This window comes from Roseateles sp. Mitsp63 (assembly GCF_059491535.1).
The window spans coordinates 6,084,144-6,099,249 of the sequence record NZ_CP168509.1 but is presented as its reverse complement, the minus strand read 5'-3'; the positions used below and the strand labels follow the sequence as shown (position 1 = coordinate 6,099,249).

Below are 15,106 nucleotides of genomic sequence, written 5' to 3'. Positions count from 1 at the left end.
GCCGGGAGACTCACGCGATCACCTGGTGCGTGAAGGCGCGCAGGTGGTCCATCAGCACGTCCGACGCCTGCGCGGCGGCCTCGCCGTCCCCGCCCGCGATCGCCTCCGCCAGACGCTGATGCGCGCGCGCGCCGGTGGCGACGTCGCCCAGGTGCCGGTAGGCGTACCAGAAGCGCCGGCACTGGATGATCATCGGCAGCACCGCCGCCACCGCGTAGCGGTTGCGGCAGGCCGCGTGGTTGACGCGGTCGAGCTGCTGGTCCACCCGCATGTAGGCGTCCAGGTCCTGGCGCTCGGCCGCCTCGGCCATCCGCGCCGCGCAGGCCAGCAACGCGCTGCGCTGCGCCGGCGACGCGCGCCGCGCCGAACAGCAGGCGATCAGCCGCTCCAGCGGCCGGCGCGCCTCCAGCAGGTCCAGGTGCTCGGCCAGCGGGATGTCGCTGACCAGCAGGCCGCGCCGCGGCTGCTGCGCGATCAGGCCGCTGGCCACCAGCCGCATCAGCGCCTCGCGCGTGGGCGTGCGGCCCAGCCCGATCCGGGCGATCAGGTCCGACTCCACCACTGGCGCGCCGGGACGCAGCTGCAGCGTCGCGATCAGCGACTCGATCGCGTCATAGGCCTGGTCCGCCTGGCGGCGCTTGTCCGCGTCCTGCAGGTCGAGGGTGTCTGAAGTCATGGGCGCGGATCATCGCAGGTCCGCCACGCGGGCATCCGCGGACGGCATGGGATTGAGTTTGCGCAGGTCAACCCCAGTTAAATCCGCGTCCGGCGGGCGCCAGGCCGGCTGGGCGGGCCGCATACAATCACCGGCTCTTTCGTACGCGCGGGCCTGGTCCGCGCGGCGCCCGGGCCTCCGAGCCCGCGCCAACGCCTTTCCTGAGGGATATCGACGTGTTTATTTCCAACGCTTTTGCCCAGACCGCCGGGGCCGCGGCCGACCCGATGGGCGGCTTCGTGCAGATGTTGCCCATCGTGGGCCTGTTCGTCGTCATGTATTTCGTGATGATCCGCCCCCAGATGAAGCGGCAGAAGGAGCACAAGGCGATGGTCGAGGCCCTGGCCAAGGGCGACGAGGTCATCACCTCCGGCGGCATGCTCGGCAAGGTCAGCAAGATCGGCGAGCAGTACCTGACCGTCGAGATCGCCTCCGGCGTCGAGATCCAGGTCCAGCGCGCCGCCGTCGTGCAGGTCCTGCCCAAGGGCACGGTCTCCAAGTAACCCGCCCCCACCCCGGAGCGCGCCGCGCGGCAACGCGCGCCACGCTCCCTGACGACCCGGCCCGTGCACAGCACCGGCCGGGTCGGTTTTCAGAGGCGCCGCCCAAGGCGCCTGGTTTGCAGAGGATCTCCTCATGAACCGTTATCCGCTGTGGAAGTACGCGCTGCTGCTCGTGGCGCTGCTCGTCGGCCTGATCTACACGCTGCCCAACCTGTTCGGCGAAGCGCCGGCGGTGCAGGTGTCCAGCGCCAAGGTCACCGTCAGGGTCGACGACGCCGTCCGCCAGCGCGTCGAGCAGGCCATCGCCCAGGCCGGCGTGACGCCCGATTTCGTGCACCTGGAGGTCGGCTCGATCCGCGCCCGCTTCCACGACACCGACGCCCAGATCAAGGCCAAGGACGCGATCGCCAAGGCGCTCAACGGCGACGAGACCTCCGACCCGACCTACATCGTGGCGCTGAACCTGGTGTCGCGCAGCCCGCAGTGGCTGACCGCGCTGCACGCGTTCCCGATGTACCTGGGCCTGGACCTGCGCGGCGGCGTGCACTTCCTGATGCAGGTCGACATGAAGGCCGCGCTGACGAAGAAGGCCGAATCGATGGCCGCCGACGTCCGCACCATGCTGCGCGACAAGAACATCCGCCACGCCGGCATCAGCCGCGAAGGCAATGACGTGGCGATCAACTTCCGCGACGAGGCCACCCGCACGCAGGCGCAGAACCTGCTGCACGACCAGGTGCCCGATTTCGCGTGGGTGCCGTCCGGCGCCGGCACCGAGCTGCGCCTGACCGGCTCGCTGACGCCCAAGGCGGTCGTCGCGGTGCAGGACGCCGCGATCAAGCAGAACATCACCACGCTGCACAACCGCGTCAACGAGCTGGGCGTGGCCGAGCCGGTGATCCTGCAGCAGGGCCGCGACCGCGTGGTCGTGCAGCTGCCCGGCGTGCAGGACACCGCCAAGGCCAAGGACATCATCGGCCGCACCGCGACGCTGGAGCTGCGCATGGTGGACGACAGCGCCGAGGCCACGGCCGCGCTGAGCGGCACCGGCCCGGTGCCCTTCGGCACCGAGCGCTTCACCGAGAAGGGCGGCGCCCCGATCATCGTCAAGCGCCAGGTCGTGCTGACCGGCGACAACCTGAACGACGCCCAGCCCGGCTTCGACCAGGACCACAACCCGTCGGTGAACCTGAAGGTGGACGCCAAGGGCGCCCGCATCATGAAGGACGTGTCGCGCGAGAGCATCGGCAAGCGCATGGCCATCATCCTGTTCGAGAAGGGCAAGGGCCAGGTCGTGACCGCGCCGGTCATCCGCGGCGAGCTGGGCAACAGCTTCTCGATCACCGGCGGCTCGATGTCCGCGCAGGAAGCCAGCGACACCGCGCTGCTGCTGCGCGCCGGCTCGCTGGCCGCGCCGATGGAGATCATCGAGGAACGCACCATCGGCCCGTCGCTGGGCAAGGACAACATCGACAAGGGCATCGCGTCGGTCACCTGGGGCTTCGTCGCCGTGGCGATCTTCATGTGCCTGTACTACATGATGTTCGGCGTGTTCTCGGCGGTGGCGCTGGGCTTCAACCTGCTGCTGCTGCTGGCGGTGCTGTCGATGCTGCAGGCCACGCTGAGCCTGCCCGGCATCGCGGCCATCGCGCTGGTGCTGGGCATGGCCATCGACGCCAACGTGCTGATCAACGAGCGCGTGCGCGAGGAACTGCGCGCGGGCCTGGCGCCGCAGCAGGCGATCCACGCCGGCTACGAGCGCGCCTGGGCGACCATCCTGGACTCCAACGTGACCACGCTGATCGCGGGCCTGGCGCTGCTGGCCTTCGGCTCGGGCCCGATCAAGGGCTTCGCGGTCGTGCACTGCCTGGGCATCGTGACCTCGATGATCTCGTCGGTGATGTTCTCGCGCGGGCTGGTCAACCTCTGGTACGGCCGGCGCAAGCGCCTGAAGGCCGTTTCCATCGGCACCGTCTGGAAGCCCGGCGCGGCCGCGGCCGCCGACGACACGGCCGCCGAGGCCCAATAAGGGCTGCGGCCCCCCGAAGAGAAGCGAGCGCACAACGCCATGGAATTCTTCCGAATCAAACGGGACATCCCGTTCATGAAGCACGCGTTGATCCTCAACGCCGTGTCCTTCCTCACCTTCATCGCCGCGGTGTTCTTCCTGGTCACCAAGGGCCTGCATTTCTCGATCGAGTTCACCGGCGGCACGGTGGTCGAGGTGCAGTACGCCCAGGCGGCCGACATCAACCGCACGCGCCACATCGTCGAGCAGATGGGCTTCGGCGAGATCCAGGTGACCAACTTCGGCACCTCGCGCGACGTCATGATCCGGCTGCCGATCAAGCCGGGCGTCAAGCAGGACCAGGTGGCCGACCACGTCTTCGCCGAGCTCTGCAAGGCCGACCAGGGCCAGGTCGTCGCGCACAGGGAGGTCACGCCGCAGGGCGAGTCGGTCGAGCGTCAGGCCTGCGCGGTCGGCGGCGCGGAGCCGCTGAAGATGACCCGCAGCGAGGTCGTCGGCCCGTCGGTCGGCGCCGAGCTGGCGCACGACGCCGCGATGGCGCTGGGCTTCACCGTGATCGGCATCATGCTGTACCTGGCCTTCCGCTTCGAGTGGAAGTTCGCCGTGGCCGGCATCATCGCCAACCTGCACGACGTGGTGATCATCCTGGGCTTCTTCGCCTACTTCCAGTGGGAGTTCTCGCTGGCGGTGCTGGCGGCGATCCTGGCGGTCCTGGGCTACTCGGTGAACGAGTCGGTGGTCATCTTCGACCGGATCCGCGAGGCCTTCCGCAAGTACCGCAAGCTGAACACCCACGAGATCATCGACCACGCGATCACGTCCACGATCAGCCGCACCATCATCACGCACGGCTCGACGCAGATGATGGTGCTGTCGATGCTGCTGTTCGGCGGTCCGACGCTGCACTACTTCGCGGTGGCGCTGACGATCGGCATCCTGTTCGGCATCTACTCGTCGGTCTTCGTGGCCGCGGCGATCGCGATGTGGCTGGGCGTCAAGCGCGAGGACCTGGTCAAGGCCGGTCCCGCCAAGCAGGGTGACCCGGACGATCCCAACGCCGGCGCGGTCGTGTAGTAGAGTCGTCCGCACTCCTCAACCTCACGCTCGATGACCGCCGCCGACGCAAGATCCCAGGCCCTGGCTTCGCAAGCGCGGCGCGTCCACACGGAGGTGCTGCTGCGGGGCCTGCCCGCCATGGTGGCGGTGCTGACCACCGCGGTGCAGGACCAGCTCGCGCAGCCGGCCGAGCACTCGCTGCAGATGGCCCGGCGCGATGCGTTCGAGGCCTGGCAGCGCGCCGCGACGCCCTGGCACGCGCGGCTGGGCAAGTCCTTGCGGCATGCGTACCACCACGGCGCGGGCGATTCGCGATCGGCGTCGCTGTCCTCGCGTCCGCAGAATCTGTCCCTGGTCAGCGACGACACGATCGAGCGCGAGATCATCGCCTCGCGCCTCGCGCTGGCGATGATGGACAAGGCGAGCTGGGAGTTCAGCGACCTGCGCAACCGGATGCAGGCGCTGGAGCGCGTCGAGGATCTGGCGCAGCAGGACCTGCTGCGCGCGCAGGTGCTGGCGCGGCTGGTGCTCGATGCCTGGTTCGAGGCCGGGCTGAGCAGCTCGGTGTGGCAGATGCTGCAGCGCTGGCTGCACCATGAGTTCTCGCAGCTCCTGAACGAGGCCTATCACGAGGCCAACCACTGGCTGATCCAGCAGGGCGTGATGCCCGAGGTCGACCTGCGGCCCTTCATCCGGCGCAATGCGCCCGCGAGCGGCATGACGCAGGCGGTGCCGCTGGGGCCGGCGCCCGCCCAGGCGCACAGCGGCGTCGCGCCGTCGTCGACGGGGCCGCTCGGCGCCCCGGCCGCCGGTGCCGCCGTCGCGGGCACGCCGGCCAGCCAGTCCGCCCAGCAGGTGATGGCGCAGTTGCAACGCGTGCTGGCGCGCCATGTGCCGGAACTCGCGCAGCCCCAGGCGTCATCGCCGGCCCGCGCGCCGGGCATGTCGCATGGGATGCCGCAGGGGATGCCCCCGCCGGGACCGGCGACGCGCAGCGGCCTGCCGGCCGCCCCGTCGGCGGGACCGTCGACCCGTGCCGGCTCCCCGCGCCTGAGCGCCGCCATCAACCACGCCCAGGAGGCCGTGCAGCGGCGCGCGGACCGGGTCGCGACCGTTGATCAGCAACTGACCGCGCCGCAGGCGCTGGATGAGATCCGCCAGCGCAACCAGGCGCTGAAGCAGGTGCTGAAGTCCGCCGCCGACACGCCGGCCGAGCGCGCCACGATCGAGCTGGTCGCGCTGCTGTTCCAGGCCATCCTGCAGGAGGAGCGCATCCCGCCGGCGATCCGGGTGTGGTTCGCGCGGCTGCAGATGCCGGTGCTGCGGGTCGCCGTCGGCGAGCCCGACTTCTTTGCCACCGACGACCACCCCGCGCGCCGCCTGATCGACCGCATGGGCTCCTGCGTGATGGGATTCAGCACCTCGACCGCCGAGATCGGCGACGCGCTCGAGCGCGAGATCAAGCGCGTCGTGCAGGTCGTCGAGGCCTATCCGGACACCGGCCGGCGCGTCTTCCAGACGGTGCTGACCGAGTTCGAGAAATTCCTCGACCACTACTTCGAGCAGGAGAACGAGGTCTCCAAGAAGGGCGTGTCGCTGGCGCAGCAGGTCGAGCAGCGCGAGACGTTGGCGATCCAGTACACGATCGAGCTGCGCAAGATGCTGTCCGAGGTGCCGGTGCAGGACGGCGTGCGCGACTTCCTGTTCCAGGTCTGGGCCGACGTGCTGGCGGTGACCGGCGTGCGCTACGGGCCGCAGGCCGAGCAGACCAAGGCGATGAAGCGCGCCGCGGCCGACCTGATCTGGTCGGCCAGCGCCAAGGTATCGCGCGAGGACCGCGCCGAGGTGATCCGCCGCCTGCCGCCGCTGCTGAAGACGCTGCGCGACGGCATGGGCCACGCCGGCATGAGCCATCAGCGGCAGGATGAACACATCCGATCGCTGAACAACGCGCTGGCCGCGGCATTCACCGCCAAGACCGCGGCGATTCCGCGCGAGCGGCTGGACGACCTGATGAGTCAGCTGGAGACGCTGGAAGCGATGCTCCCGTCGCCCGAGGCCGGCGAGATCAACGAGACGCTGGTGCGCGACCTGTCCACGCACGAGTGCGAAGGCCTGGAAGTGGTGGCCGAAGGCGGTGCCGCGCCGTCGCCGGCGATGGTGGCCTGGGCGCGTGAGCTGCAGGTCGGCAGCTGGTACATGCTCGATTACCGCGGCCGCGTGGAACCGGTCCAGCTGGTGTGGCGCGGGCTGCGGCACCACCTGATCCTGTTCGTCTCGCCGCAAGGGCGTGGCGTGCTGTTCCAGCTGAGCCGGCTGGCCGCCTTCCTGCAGGCGGGCCTGATGCTGCCGGCGCAGGATGAGTCGCTCACCGTGAAGGCGACGCGCAATGCGCTCGCCAAGCTCGAGGTCGATCCGAGCCGATTGCTGGCCTGAGGCGGCGCGGCGTCGCGCGCGGCGGCGTCAGTGGATCAGGCGCTCTTCCGGGGCGACGAACAGCTCGTCGAGGATGAGCGCGTCTGGCTCCTCCCCCAGGCTCCAGAACACCATCAGCACGATGATCTTCAGGTCCTCGAGGTCGAGCGGGCCGCCGGGGATGGCCATCGCGCGGTCGATCACCATCTCGCGCATCGCGGTCGGCAGCACGCCGGCCGAGGCCAGGAAGCTGATGAAGCCCATCGAGCCTTCGCCCAGATGATCCTGTTCCTCGCGGGTGTAGATGCGCAGGCTGCGGTCGCCCGGCTCGCCGTGATGCGACTGGGCCGAGGCGGCCAGGCCATCCAGCCAGGACAGCGCGTCGCGGATTTCGTCGTCCTCGAAACCCACTGCCGACAATTTCCGGGTCAGTTGCGCGTGATCCGGGCAGGCGTCGGGGCGCCAGTAGGTTTCGTACAGATAGACGAGGACGTCAAACATGGCGGGGACTATACCCCACGGGTAGAAAGCCCTTCCCGCCGAAATGAACCGCCCGCGGGGCGGAAATTCCCCGATGGATGCTCGTCGTCAGGCCCTGCGGCGACGCTGGAAAAGGGCGCCCGGCAGCCGCGCGATGCGGCCCTCCAGTTCGAGGTCCAGCAAGGTCGCATTGAGCTCGTCCTGCGGCCAGCCGCTGCGCTGGGAGAGCTGTTCCAGCGAGACGGTGTCCGCGCCGATGGCGCGCAGCAGCGGGTGATCGTCGGCGGGCGATTCCGGCTCGGCGGGGGGCTCGGGCGCGAACGCCAGCGGCTCGCTGCGCGGCAGGCCGCCAGCGGGAAGCTCCGCGAGCAGGTCATCCAGTTCCTGGACCAGGCAGGCGCCCTGCTTGAGCAGGTGGTGGCAGCCCTTGGACTGCGGGGCATGGATCGGACCGGGCACCGCGAAGACCTCGCGTCCGGCCTCGGAGGCCTGCCGGGCCGTGATCAGCGAGCCCGACTTCATCGCCGCCTCCACCACCAGGCAGCCTTCGGACAGTCCCGCGATGATGCGGTTGCGCTGGGGGAAGTTCGGCGCCATCGGCGGCGTGCCGACGAAGTACTCGGTGACCAGCAGGCCGCGGCGCGCCACGTGGCGGGAAAGGTCGGCGTGCTCGAGCGGGAAGACCTTGTCCGGTCCGGTCCCCAGCACGGCGATGGTGCCGCCCGGCGTGTGCAAGGCCGCCTCGTGTGCCGCGCCGTCGATGCCCATCGCCAGTCCGGACACGACGCAGAAGCCCGCCTGGCCCAGCCCGGCGGCGAAGTGGCGCGCGTTCTCGTCGCCCTGCGGGCTGGGCCGCCGACTGCCGACCACCGCGACACAGCGGGTGTTGAGCAGTTCCCGGCGGCCGTCGAGATGGAGCATCAACGGCGGATCGGCCGTATGCAGCAGCGGGGTGGGGTAGTCGGCGTCGCCGATGACCAGGAGCGAGCGGCGGTCCCCGCCCGCCAGCCAGGCTTCGGTGCGGCGGACGCGCTGGGTCAGGTCGGCAGGCTGGGCCGCCAGGCGGTCGGCCTCGTCGGCGCTCAGCAGTCGGCTCCAGCCGGAGCGTCCCGCCTTCAATGCGGCGTCAGGGGAACCGTGGCGCGCCAGCAGGCGGCGCGCGGCGCCACGTGAGGCGCAGGACAGCAGATGGAGCCAGCCGCGCAGGTCGTCAGGGCTCATCGGTGCGGTCCTGACTGCGACCTGGCCGGCGAGCCCCGGCGCTTACGGCTGGGTGAAGCGGTCGCCCGGGACGACCGCGCCTTGCGACGACAGGATCAGCGCGTACGAGACCCGGTCGAAGACCTGGAACACGAACAGCTGGCCTTGGCGCTCATCGGGCAGGCGCACTTCCTCGCGGCGGGGCGTCGTCGGGTCGCGGACGATGCGGCCGGCGTGCCACAGCGCCAGCACATGGCCGCGCTCCAGGCCGTCGCGCTGGCCCTTGTTCAGGGCCACGATCTGGTTCGGGCCGGCGTTGATCGCGTCGCCGTAGATCGAGACGATGCGGCCATCGAGCGCGCCAGCCGGCGCGTGCGGCACGTAGCTCGTGTAGCCGCGCGGCGGCACCGGCGCGAGCCGGTCGCCGGCCTGCACTTCCTGGCGCACCTGGGTGATCGTCAGCGTGGCGGGCACTTCGTCCTTCGTGCCGGCGCCGCTGCCGGCGCGGGTCAGGTCGGCGGTGCCGACGTAGACGGCCTCGTAGCCCAGGACTTCCTTGGTGAGCGGATCGCGCAGCGGCTTGGGCTCGCGGAACACGCGATATCCCACCTGCTCCGGCGCCATCGTGCCGCGCGCATAGGCCAGGTCGCCCTTGGACATCCAGACGCGGTTTTCCTGCGCCGAGACGACGCGCGGCGCCGTCGCCAGTTCGTTGCCGTTGAGCACCACCGCCTCGTTGAGGAAGGGCTCGATCAGGTGCTGCGGGATCGCGGCGATGGAGCCGTCGTACAGCGATTCGGCGCGCACGCGCGGCGACAGCTTCACGGTGCCGCCCGGCGTGCCGCCGAGGTCGCGGCCGACCTGCAGCCGTGCGCGGCCATCGGCCTTGATCAGCATCAGCACCTGACCGGGATAGATCAGGTGGGGATTGCGGATCTGGTCGGTGTTCATGCCCCAGAGCTCGGGCCAGCGCCACGGGCTCTTCAGGAACAGGCCCGAGATCGCCCACAGCGTGTCGCCCGCCTTGACGGTGTAGGTGTCGGGGGCGTTGGGCGCCAGCTCCGACAGCGGCACGCCCGCCTGCGCGACCTGCTGCGCCGTCTGGCGCTGGTCGGGGGTGATGGGGTAGTTGCCCGCCGCCAGGGCCGGCATGGCGGCAAAGGTGCCCGCCAACAGGGCTGCAGAAATCATCGTCAAGCCCAGCGGCCGCCTTTGCGTCATTACTTGTTCTCCTGCGCCGTGATCGAAGGCCCCTCGCGGCCAATGGCGCTTTTGTGACGAGGGCCGGATCGACCGCCAAATCGGCGAAAATCGGCCGCTTCGCTGGCGGCGATTCTGCCCCGGTTCAGGGGCACCCGCAATGAAGGTGCCCGCCGTCCCTTGCAAGCCCTTACAAACAGGCGTTGTGCGCTGTCCACAGCGAAACACGCCGTCTCGCGTCCTCACCATGGCGAAACTCTCCATTCTTCGATACCCCGATCCGCGCCTGCACACGGTGGCCAAGCCCATCGCCGCCGTCGATGACCGCATCCGCGCGCTCGCCGACGACATGCTGGAGACGATGTACGACGCCGAGGGCGTCGGCCTGGCCGCGACGCAGGTGGACGTGCACGAGCGGCTGCTGGTGATGGACGTGTCCGAGGAGCGCGACCAGCCGCTGGTGCTGATCAACCCGGAGCTGGTCGCCCGCAGCGACGAGATGATCGAAGGCGAGGAGGGCTGCCTCTCCGTGCCCACCATCTACGACAAGGTGATGCGCCACAAGAAGGTCACCGTGCAGGCGCTGGACCGCGACGGCCACACCTTCCAGTTCGACGCCGAGGGCCTGCTGGCCGTGTGTGTGCAGCATGAGATGGACCACCTCGCCGGCAAGGTGTTCGTCGAGTACCTCAGCCCCCTCAAGCGCGAGCGCATCAAGACCAAGCTCGTGAAGAAGGCCCGCGAGGACGCGAAGCGCTGATGGCCGCGCCGCTGCGAGTCGCCTTCGCCGGCACCCCCGAGTTCGCCGCCGTCGCGCTGCAGGCGCTGCTGGACGCGCGTTTGGAGGTGCCGCTGGTGCTGAGCCAGCCCGACCGGCCCGCCGGACGCGGGATGAAGCTGCAGGCGTCGCCGGTGAAGCAGCTGGCGGCCAGCCGCGGCATCGCCGTCGCGCAGCCGCGCAGCCTGCGCCTGGACGGCAAGTTCCCCGACGAGGCCGAGGCCGGCCGCCAGGCGCTGCTCGACGCGCGTCCCGACGTGCTGGTGGTCGCCGCCTACGGGCTGATCCTGCCGCAATGGGTGCTGGCGCTGCCGCGCCTGGGCTGCCTGAACATCCACGGCTCGATCCTGCCGCGCTGGCGCGGCGCGGCGCCGATCCATCGCGCGATCGAGGCCGGCGACGCCGAGACCGGCATCACCATCATGCAGATGGACGAGGGCCTGGACACCGGAGACATGCTGTTGATCGAGCGCCTGCCGATCGAGGCGGCGGACACGACCGCGTCGCTGCACGACAAGCTGGCGGCGCTCGGCGGCCGGATGATCGTCCAGGCGCTGGAGCTCGCCGCCTGCGGCGGCTTGCATCCGGTGAAGCAGCCGGAAGCGGGCGTCACCTACGCCCACAAGATCGAGAAGGCGGAGAGCCAGATCCGCTGGACCGACGAGGCCGCGCAGATCGCGCGCCGGCTGCGCGCCTTCGATCCGTTCCCGGGTGGCGTCGCCCAGCTGGACGGCGAGGCCGTCAAGGTCTGGCGGGCCGAGGTCGTCGAGGCCGCCGGAACGCTGGGCGAACCGGGCGCGGTGCTGGCGGTCTCGCCGCACGGTCCGGTCGTCGCGTGCGGCGCCGGCAGCGTGCGGCTGACCGAACTGCAACGCGCCGGCGGCAAGCGGCTCCCCGCCGCCGCCTTCCTGCAGGCGCGGCCGGTGGCGCCGGGCGCCCGCTTCGCTTAACCCTGACTGAACCGGCGGCGAAACCGGCTTGAATCCGCCGGCCTCGCCGTCAGGTGGGACAAGCTGGACGGTGTACCGTTCAGGACTGTGTCCGTTCGCGGCTCCGGCCGCCTTTTCCCAGGAGGTGATTGCATGTTCAACCTGATGAAGACCGCCATCCTGATGGCCGCCATCACCGCGCTGTTCATGGCGATCGGCTCCGTGCTGGGCGGCCAGACCGGCATGCTGATCGCGCTGGTGGTCGCGGTGGGCATGAATTTCTTCAGCTACTGGTTCTCCGACAAGCTGGTGCTGAAGATGTACAACGCCCAGCAGGTCGACGCCCAAAGCGCGCCGCAGTTCTACAACCTGGTCAAGGAGCTGGCCGAGCGCGCCCAGCTGCCGATGCCCAAGGTCTACCTGATCCAGGAGGACGCGCCCAACGCGTTCGCCACCGGCCGCAATCCGCAGAACGCCGCGGTCGCCGCGACCACCGGCATCGTGCGCGTGCTGTCCGAGCGCGAGCTGCGCGGCGTGATGGCGCACGAGCTGGCCCACGTGAAGCACCGCGACATCCTGATCTCCACCGTCAGCGCGACGATGGCCGGCGCGATCTCGATGCTGGCCAACTTCGCGATGTTCTTCAGCCCGCGCGACAGCGAAGGCCGCCCGGCCAATCCGATCGTCGGCCTGCTGGTGGCGATCCTGGCGCCGATCGCGGCCTCGCTGATCCAGATGGCGATCAGCCGCGCGCGCGAGTTCGAAGCCGATCGCGGCGGCGCCGAGATCTCCGGCGACCCGCAGGCGCTGGCCACGGCGCTGGACAAGATCCACCGCTACGCCCAGGGCATCCCGCTCGAGACGGCCGAGCGCCACCCGGAGACGGCCCAGATGATGATCATGAACCCGCTGTCCGGCGGCGGCCTGCGCGGCCTGTTCAGCACCCACCCGTCGACCGAGGAGCGCATCGAGCGCCTGATGGCGATGGCCCGCCGCTGAGCCGCGGCGCGCCGGAACCGCGAAACACCGCCTTCGGGCGGTGTTTTTCATTGGATCGCCGGCGATGGGCGCCGGGCCTGGCGGCGGCACAATCGTCCGTTCGAGCATTCTTCAAGCGATCGCCTCCGGCGGCCGATAAAGGACAGCATGAAGGCTTCCCCCCGCTCCCTCACCGCGATCGCGCGCCCCGCGCTGACGGCGGCGCTGCTCGGCGCCGGCGCGCTGCTGGCCGGCTGCGACCAGCTCGGCATCGAGGATCCGGCCAAGGTGGCCGCCGCCAAGGTGGCCGAGGGCAAGGCCATCGGCGGCGCGTGCCGCAACGCGCTGCGCGCCATCGAGGACTGCTACGCCCTCAATCCGAAGGCGCAGAAGGCGGCGGTCTACGACGGCTGGCGCGAGATGGACGAGTACATGCGCGAGAACAAGCTCGAGGGCACGCGGCCGCTCGTGGCCAATCCGCAGGCCAGCCGCCCGGCCGGGGGCGCGCCCGGGGAGGAAGAGGAGTCGCCGCGCTCGGCCAAGGGCAAGGTGGGCGAGAAGGGCGCGGAAAAAGGTTCGGAAAAAGGTTCGGAGAAGGGGTCGGAGAAGGGCTCCGACAAAGGCCCGGACAAGCCGTCCGACAAGGGCGGGCGCTAGCGCCGGGCCGTCGGTCGGCCGCGCAGTTGATGCCCTGGATGATGCAGTTCGTCATCCGCCGGTCGCGGCCACGGAGCGCCGCGACGAAGATGCGATCATCCGAAAGATAGGAGATCGCTCATGACCACCACGTCCTTCCGCGCCGCCCGCCGCCTGTTCACCGTCGCCGCGTTGAGCCTGGCCGCCGCCGGCACGGCCCACGCCTGGTCGCTGACCTTCGGCAGCTCGCAGCGCGTCGAGGGCAACGGCGACACCGCCAGCGAGGCGCGCGACCTCGGCGCCTTCGACGCGGTCTCGCTGTCGGGAGACTTCAAGGTCTTCGTCCGCCAGGGCCCGGCCGACAAGGTCGAGGTGAAGACCGACCGCAACCTGCTGAGCTACATCGAGACCAAGGTCGTCGACGGCAGCAAGGGCCGCACGCTGGAGATCTCGCCCAAGCGCGGCTACAGCCTGAACGCCAAGGGCTCGCCGACCATCACGCTCGACATGCGCCAGCTGCGCGGCCTGTCGATCGCCGGCAGCGGCGACATCCGCGTCGAGCCGATGAAGACCGGCAACCTCGACGCCAGCATCGCCGGCAGCGGCGATCTGCGCGTGCAGGGCCTGGAGGCCGACCACGTGACGTTGCGCGTCGCGGGCAGCGGCGACATGCAGTTCGCGGGCAAGGCCAACGCGCTGTCGGTCAGCGTGGCCGGCAGCGGCGACGTCAAGACCCGCGAGCTGGTCGTCGATGAAGCCAAGGTCAGCATCTCCGGCAGCGGCGACGTGAGCGTCCAGGCGGTGCGCAAGCTTGACGTCCGCATCGCCGGCTCCGGCGACGTCGGTTACGTCGGCAGCCCGGAGATCAGCATGTCCAATGCCGGCTCGGGCTCGGTCCGCAAGCTGAAGTAAGCCGCCCCGTCCCCCTCGGGACCGGGCGCACTGTGAACGCCCCTCGACGCGATCGCGTGCGAGGGGCGCGTCGTTTGGCGGGGCCGCGACGACAATCGCGCCCATGGTGGAAGGACTCCCGGCGCTGGCGCGCCACCCCGAATTCAAGCGCGGCGCACGCGACATGCTCGGCATCACGCTGGGCATCTCGGCCTGGGGCCTGGTGACCGGCGTGGCCATGGTCAAGAGCGGCCTGGGCGTGGGCCTGTCGCTGCTGATGAGCCTGGTGGTCTTCGCCGGCAGCTCGCAACTGGCCTCGCTGCCGCTGCTGGCCAGCGGCGCGCCGCTGTGGGTGCTGTGGGCCACCGCCTTCTGCGTCAACCTGCGCTTCGTGATCTTCAGCGCCCAGTGGCGCCTGTACTTCGAGCCGCTGCCGCGCGCGCAGCGCCTGTTCATCGGCTACTTCGCGGCCGATCTGAACTACGTCGCCTTCCTCAAGCGCTTCCCGGAACTGAGGCCCGATCCCGAGCATCAGCTCCCGTACTTCTGGGGCGGCGTGTCGACCAACTGGTTCGCGTGGCAGGTCCCCGCGATCGCCGGCATCCTGCTGGCCGATCACATTCCAACGAACTGGGGCCTGGGCTTCGCCGGCGTGCTGGCGCTGCTGGGGCTGAGCTACTCGCTGCTGAAGGACCGCAACACCTGGGTCTCGGGCGCGGTGGCCGGCTGCGCGGCGGTCGCCGCCTACGCGCTGCCGCTGCGGCTCAACATCCTGGTCGCGATCGCGGCGGCCGTCGCCGCCGGGCTGCTGATGGAGAAGTGGCTGCCGCCGTCCGGCGTGAGCGGCGGCTCGACCGGGAGATCCGCATGAGCGCGTGGGAAGCGGTGCTGGGCATCCTCGGCATGGGCGCCATCACGGTGATCACGCGCGGTTTCTTCATGATCCCGGATCGCGAGATCCCGCTGCCCGAGTGGGTGCGCGACGGCCTGCGCTATGCGCCGCTGGCGGCGCTCGCCGCGGTGATCGTGCCGGAGATCGTCATGACGCAGGGCGAGTTGATCCACACCTGGAAGGACGCGCGCCTGTTCGCCGCCGCGGCCGGCACGGCCTACTTCTTCTGGAAGCGCGGCATCCTGGGCACGATCATCAGCGGCACCGCGGTGATGCTGGCGCTGCGCATCGGCCTGGGCTGGTGAGCGCGCGCGGCTGTTAAGCTGCGGCCCGACTTGCCGGCCGCATGTCTCGATGAACAGCGATGAACAGCGATGGACAAGCGCCGGCGCCCGCTTTCCCAC

At 70.2% G+C, this 15,106-nt stretch carries 15 protein-coding genes; 11 read left to right on the top strand and 4 right to left on the bottom strand.

The window, feature by feature from the left end:
• Window positions 1–10: 10 nt before the first annotated feature.
• A complete protein-coding gene (locus ACEN96_RS26440; protein WP_495585977.1) occupies window positions 11–676 on the bottom strand; it encodes a GntR family transcriptional regulator in 666 nt (221 codons plus the stop codon).
• A gap of 215 nt (window positions 677–891) precedes the next feature.
• Between ACEN96_RS26440 and yajC the strand changes: the two genes are divergently transcribed.
• The 4 genes from yajC to ACEN96_RS26420 all read left to right on the top strand — a co-directional run bounded on the left by yajC (window position 892) and on the right by ACEN96_RS26420 (window position 6,739).
• The gene (gene yajC, locus ACEN96_RS26435) at window positions 892–1,218 is read left to right on the top strand and encodes a preprotein translocase subunit YajC (RefSeq protein ID WP_495585976.1); all 327 of its coding nucleotides are present in this window, start codon (window positions 892–894) and stop codon (window positions 1,216–1,218) included.
• A 133-nt stretch (window positions 1,219–1,351) separates the two neighbouring features.
• Window positions 1,352–3,247: a protein translocase subunit SecD gene (secD, locus tag ACEN96_RS26430; protein WP_495585975.1), complete on the top strand. Its 1,896-nt coding sequence runs from the start codon at window positions 1,352–1,354 to the stop codon at window positions 3,245–3,247.
• Window positions 3,248–3,286: 39 nt separating this feature from the next.
• Window positions 3,287–4,321: a protein translocase subunit SecF gene (gene secF, locus ACEN96_RS26425; RefSeq protein WP_495585974.1), complete on the top strand. Its 1,035-nt coding sequence runs from the start codon at window positions 3,287–3,289 to the stop codon at window positions 4,319–4,321.
• Window positions 4,322–4,354: 33 nt separating this feature from the next.
• A complete protein-coding gene (locus ACEN96_RS26420) occupies window positions 4,355–6,739 on the top strand; it encodes a DUF1631 family protein (RefSeq protein ID WP_495585973.1) in 2,385 nt (794 codons plus the stop codon).
• A gap of 27 nt (window positions 6,740–6,766) precedes the next feature.
• Here the strand turns inward: ACEN96_RS26420 and ACEN96_RS26415 are convergent, their stop codons facing one another.
• The 3 genes from ACEN96_RS26415 to ACEN96_RS26405 form a co-directional block, all read right to left on the bottom strand.
• Window positions 6,767–7,219 (bottom strand): Smg family protein, encoded by a 453-nt coding sequence (locus tag ACEN96_RS26415; protein ID WP_343642232.1) that lies wholly within the window; start codon window positions 7,217–7,219, stop codon window positions 6,767–6,769.
• An 87-nt stretch (window positions 7,220–7,306) separates the two neighbouring features.
• Window positions 7,307–8,419: a DNA-processing protein DprA gene (gene dprA / locus ACEN96_RS26410; RefSeq protein ID WP_495585972.1), complete on the bottom strand. Its 1,113-nt coding sequence runs from the start codon at window positions 8,417–8,419 to the stop codon at window positions 7,307–7,309.
• Between the two features lie 42 nt (window positions 8,420–8,461).
• On the bottom strand, window positions 8,462–9,619 hold the full coding sequence (locus ACEN96_RS26405) for a LysM peptidoglycan-binding domain-containing protein (RefSeq protein ID WP_495585971.1): 1,158 nt from the start codon (window positions 9,617–9,619) through the stop codon (window positions 8,462–8,464).
• 226 nt (window positions 9,620–9,845) lie between these two features.
• On the opposite strand from ACEN96_RS26405, the gene def reads away from it, so the two are divergent.
• The 7 genes from def (at window position 9,846) to ACEN96_RS26370 (ending at window position 15,007) form a co-directional block, all read left to right on the top strand.
• Window positions 9,846–10,358, top strand: a complete 513-nt coding sequence (def, locus tag ACEN96_RS26400) for a peptide deformylase (protein WP_495585970.1) — start codon at window positions 9,846–9,848, stop codon at window positions 10,356–10,358.
• 11 nt (window positions 10,359–10,369) lie between these two features.
• Window positions 10,370–11,326: a methionyl-tRNA formyltransferase gene (gene fmt, locus ACEN96_RS26395; RefSeq protein ID WP_495588690.1), complete on the top strand. Its 957-nt coding sequence runs from the start codon at window positions 10,370–10,372 to the stop codon at window positions 11,324–11,326.
• 132 nt (window positions 11,327–11,458) lie between these two features.
• Window positions 11,459–12,304, top strand: coding sequence for a zinc metalloprotease HtpX (gene htpX, locus ACEN96_RS26390; protein ID WP_495585969.1), 846 nt, complete (start codon window positions 11,459–11,461; stop codon window positions 12,302–12,304).
• 147 nt (window positions 12,305–12,451) lie between these two features.
• Window positions 12,452–12,940 carry a hypothetical protein gene (locus ACEN96_RS26385; protein WP_495585968.1) on the top strand — a complete coding sequence of 163 codons (489 nt, stop codon included), beginning with the start codon at window positions 12,452–12,454 and terminating at the stop codon, window positions 12,938–12,940.
• Between the two features lie 120 nt (window positions 12,941–13,060).
• Window positions 13,061–13,831, top strand: a complete 771-nt coding sequence (locus tag ACEN96_RS26380; RefSeq protein WP_495585967.1) for a head GIN domain-containing protein — start codon at window positions 13,061–13,063, stop codon at window positions 13,829–13,831.
• 103 nt (window positions 13,832–13,934) lie between these two features.
• The gene (locus ACEN96_RS26375; protein ID WP_495585966.1) at window positions 13,935–14,681 is read left to right on the top strand and encodes an AzlC family ABC transporter permease; all 747 of its coding nucleotides are present in this window, start codon (window positions 13,935–13,937) and stop codon (window positions 14,679–14,681) included.
• The gene (locus ACEN96_RS26370) at window positions 14,678–15,007 is read left to right on the top strand and encodes an AzlD domain-containing protein (protein WP_495585965.1); all 330 of its coding nucleotides are present in this window, start codon (window positions 14,678–14,680) and stop codon (window positions 15,005–15,007) included. Before ACEN96_RS26375 ends, ACEN96_RS26370 begins: the two co-directional genes overlap by 4 nt.
• The last annotated feature ends 99 nt before the right edge of the window (window positions 15,008–15,106 follow it).

Excerpts from the sequence above, each read along its gene's own strand:
- ACEN96_RS26440 (WP_495585977.1), bottom strand. The coding sequence starts at position 676 with ATGACTTCAGACACCCTCGACCTGCAGGACGCGGACAAGCGCCGCCAG.
- secD (WP_495585975.1), top strand. The coding sequence starts at position 1,352 with ATGAACCGTTATCCGCTGTGGAAGTACGCGCTGCTGCTCGTGGCGCTG.
- secF (WP_495585974.1), top strand. The coding sequence starts at position 3,287 with ATGGAATTCTTCCGAATCAAACGGGACATCCCGTTCATGAAGCACGCG.
- ACEN96_RS26420 (WP_495585973.1), top strand. The coding sequence starts at position 4,355 with ATGACCGCCGCCGACGCAAGATCCCAGGCCCTGGCTTCGCAAGCGCGG.
- ACEN96_RS26415 (WP_343642232.1), bottom strand. The coding sequence starts at position 7,219 with ATGTTTGACGTCCTCGTCTATCTGTACGAAACCTACTGGCGCCCCGAC.
- dprA (WP_495585972.1), bottom strand. The coding sequence starts at position 8,419 with ATGAGCCCTGACGACCTGCGCGGCTGGCTCCATCTGCTGTCCTGCGCC.
- ACEN96_RS26405 (WP_495585971.1), bottom strand. The coding sequence starts at position 9,619 with ATGACGCAAAGGCGGCCGCTGGGCTTGACGATGATTTCTGCAGCCCTG.
- def (WP_495585970.1), top strand. The coding sequence starts at position 9,846 with ATGGCGAAACTCTCCATTCTTCGATACCCCGATCCGCGCCTGCACACG.
- htpX (WP_495585969.1), top strand. The coding sequence starts at position 11,459 with ATGTTCAACCTGATGAAGACCGCCATCCTGATGGCCGCCATCACCGCG.
- ACEN96_RS26385 (WP_495585968.1), top strand. The coding sequence starts at position 12,452 with ATGAAGGCTTCCCCCCGCTCCCTCACCGCGATCGCGCGCCCCGCGCTG.
- ACEN96_RS26380 (WP_495585967.1), top strand. The coding sequence starts at position 13,061 with ATGACCACCACGTCCTTCCGCGCCGCCCGCCGCCTGTTCACCGTCGCC.
- ACEN96_RS26375 (WP_495585966.1), top strand. The coding sequence starts at position 13,935 with ATGGTGGAAGGACTCCCGGCGCTGGCGCGCCACCCCGAATTCAAGCGC.
- ACEN96_RS26370 (WP_495585965.1), top strand. The coding sequence starts at position 14,678 with ATGAGCGCGTGGGAAGCGGTGCTGGGCATCCTCGGCATGGGCGCCATC.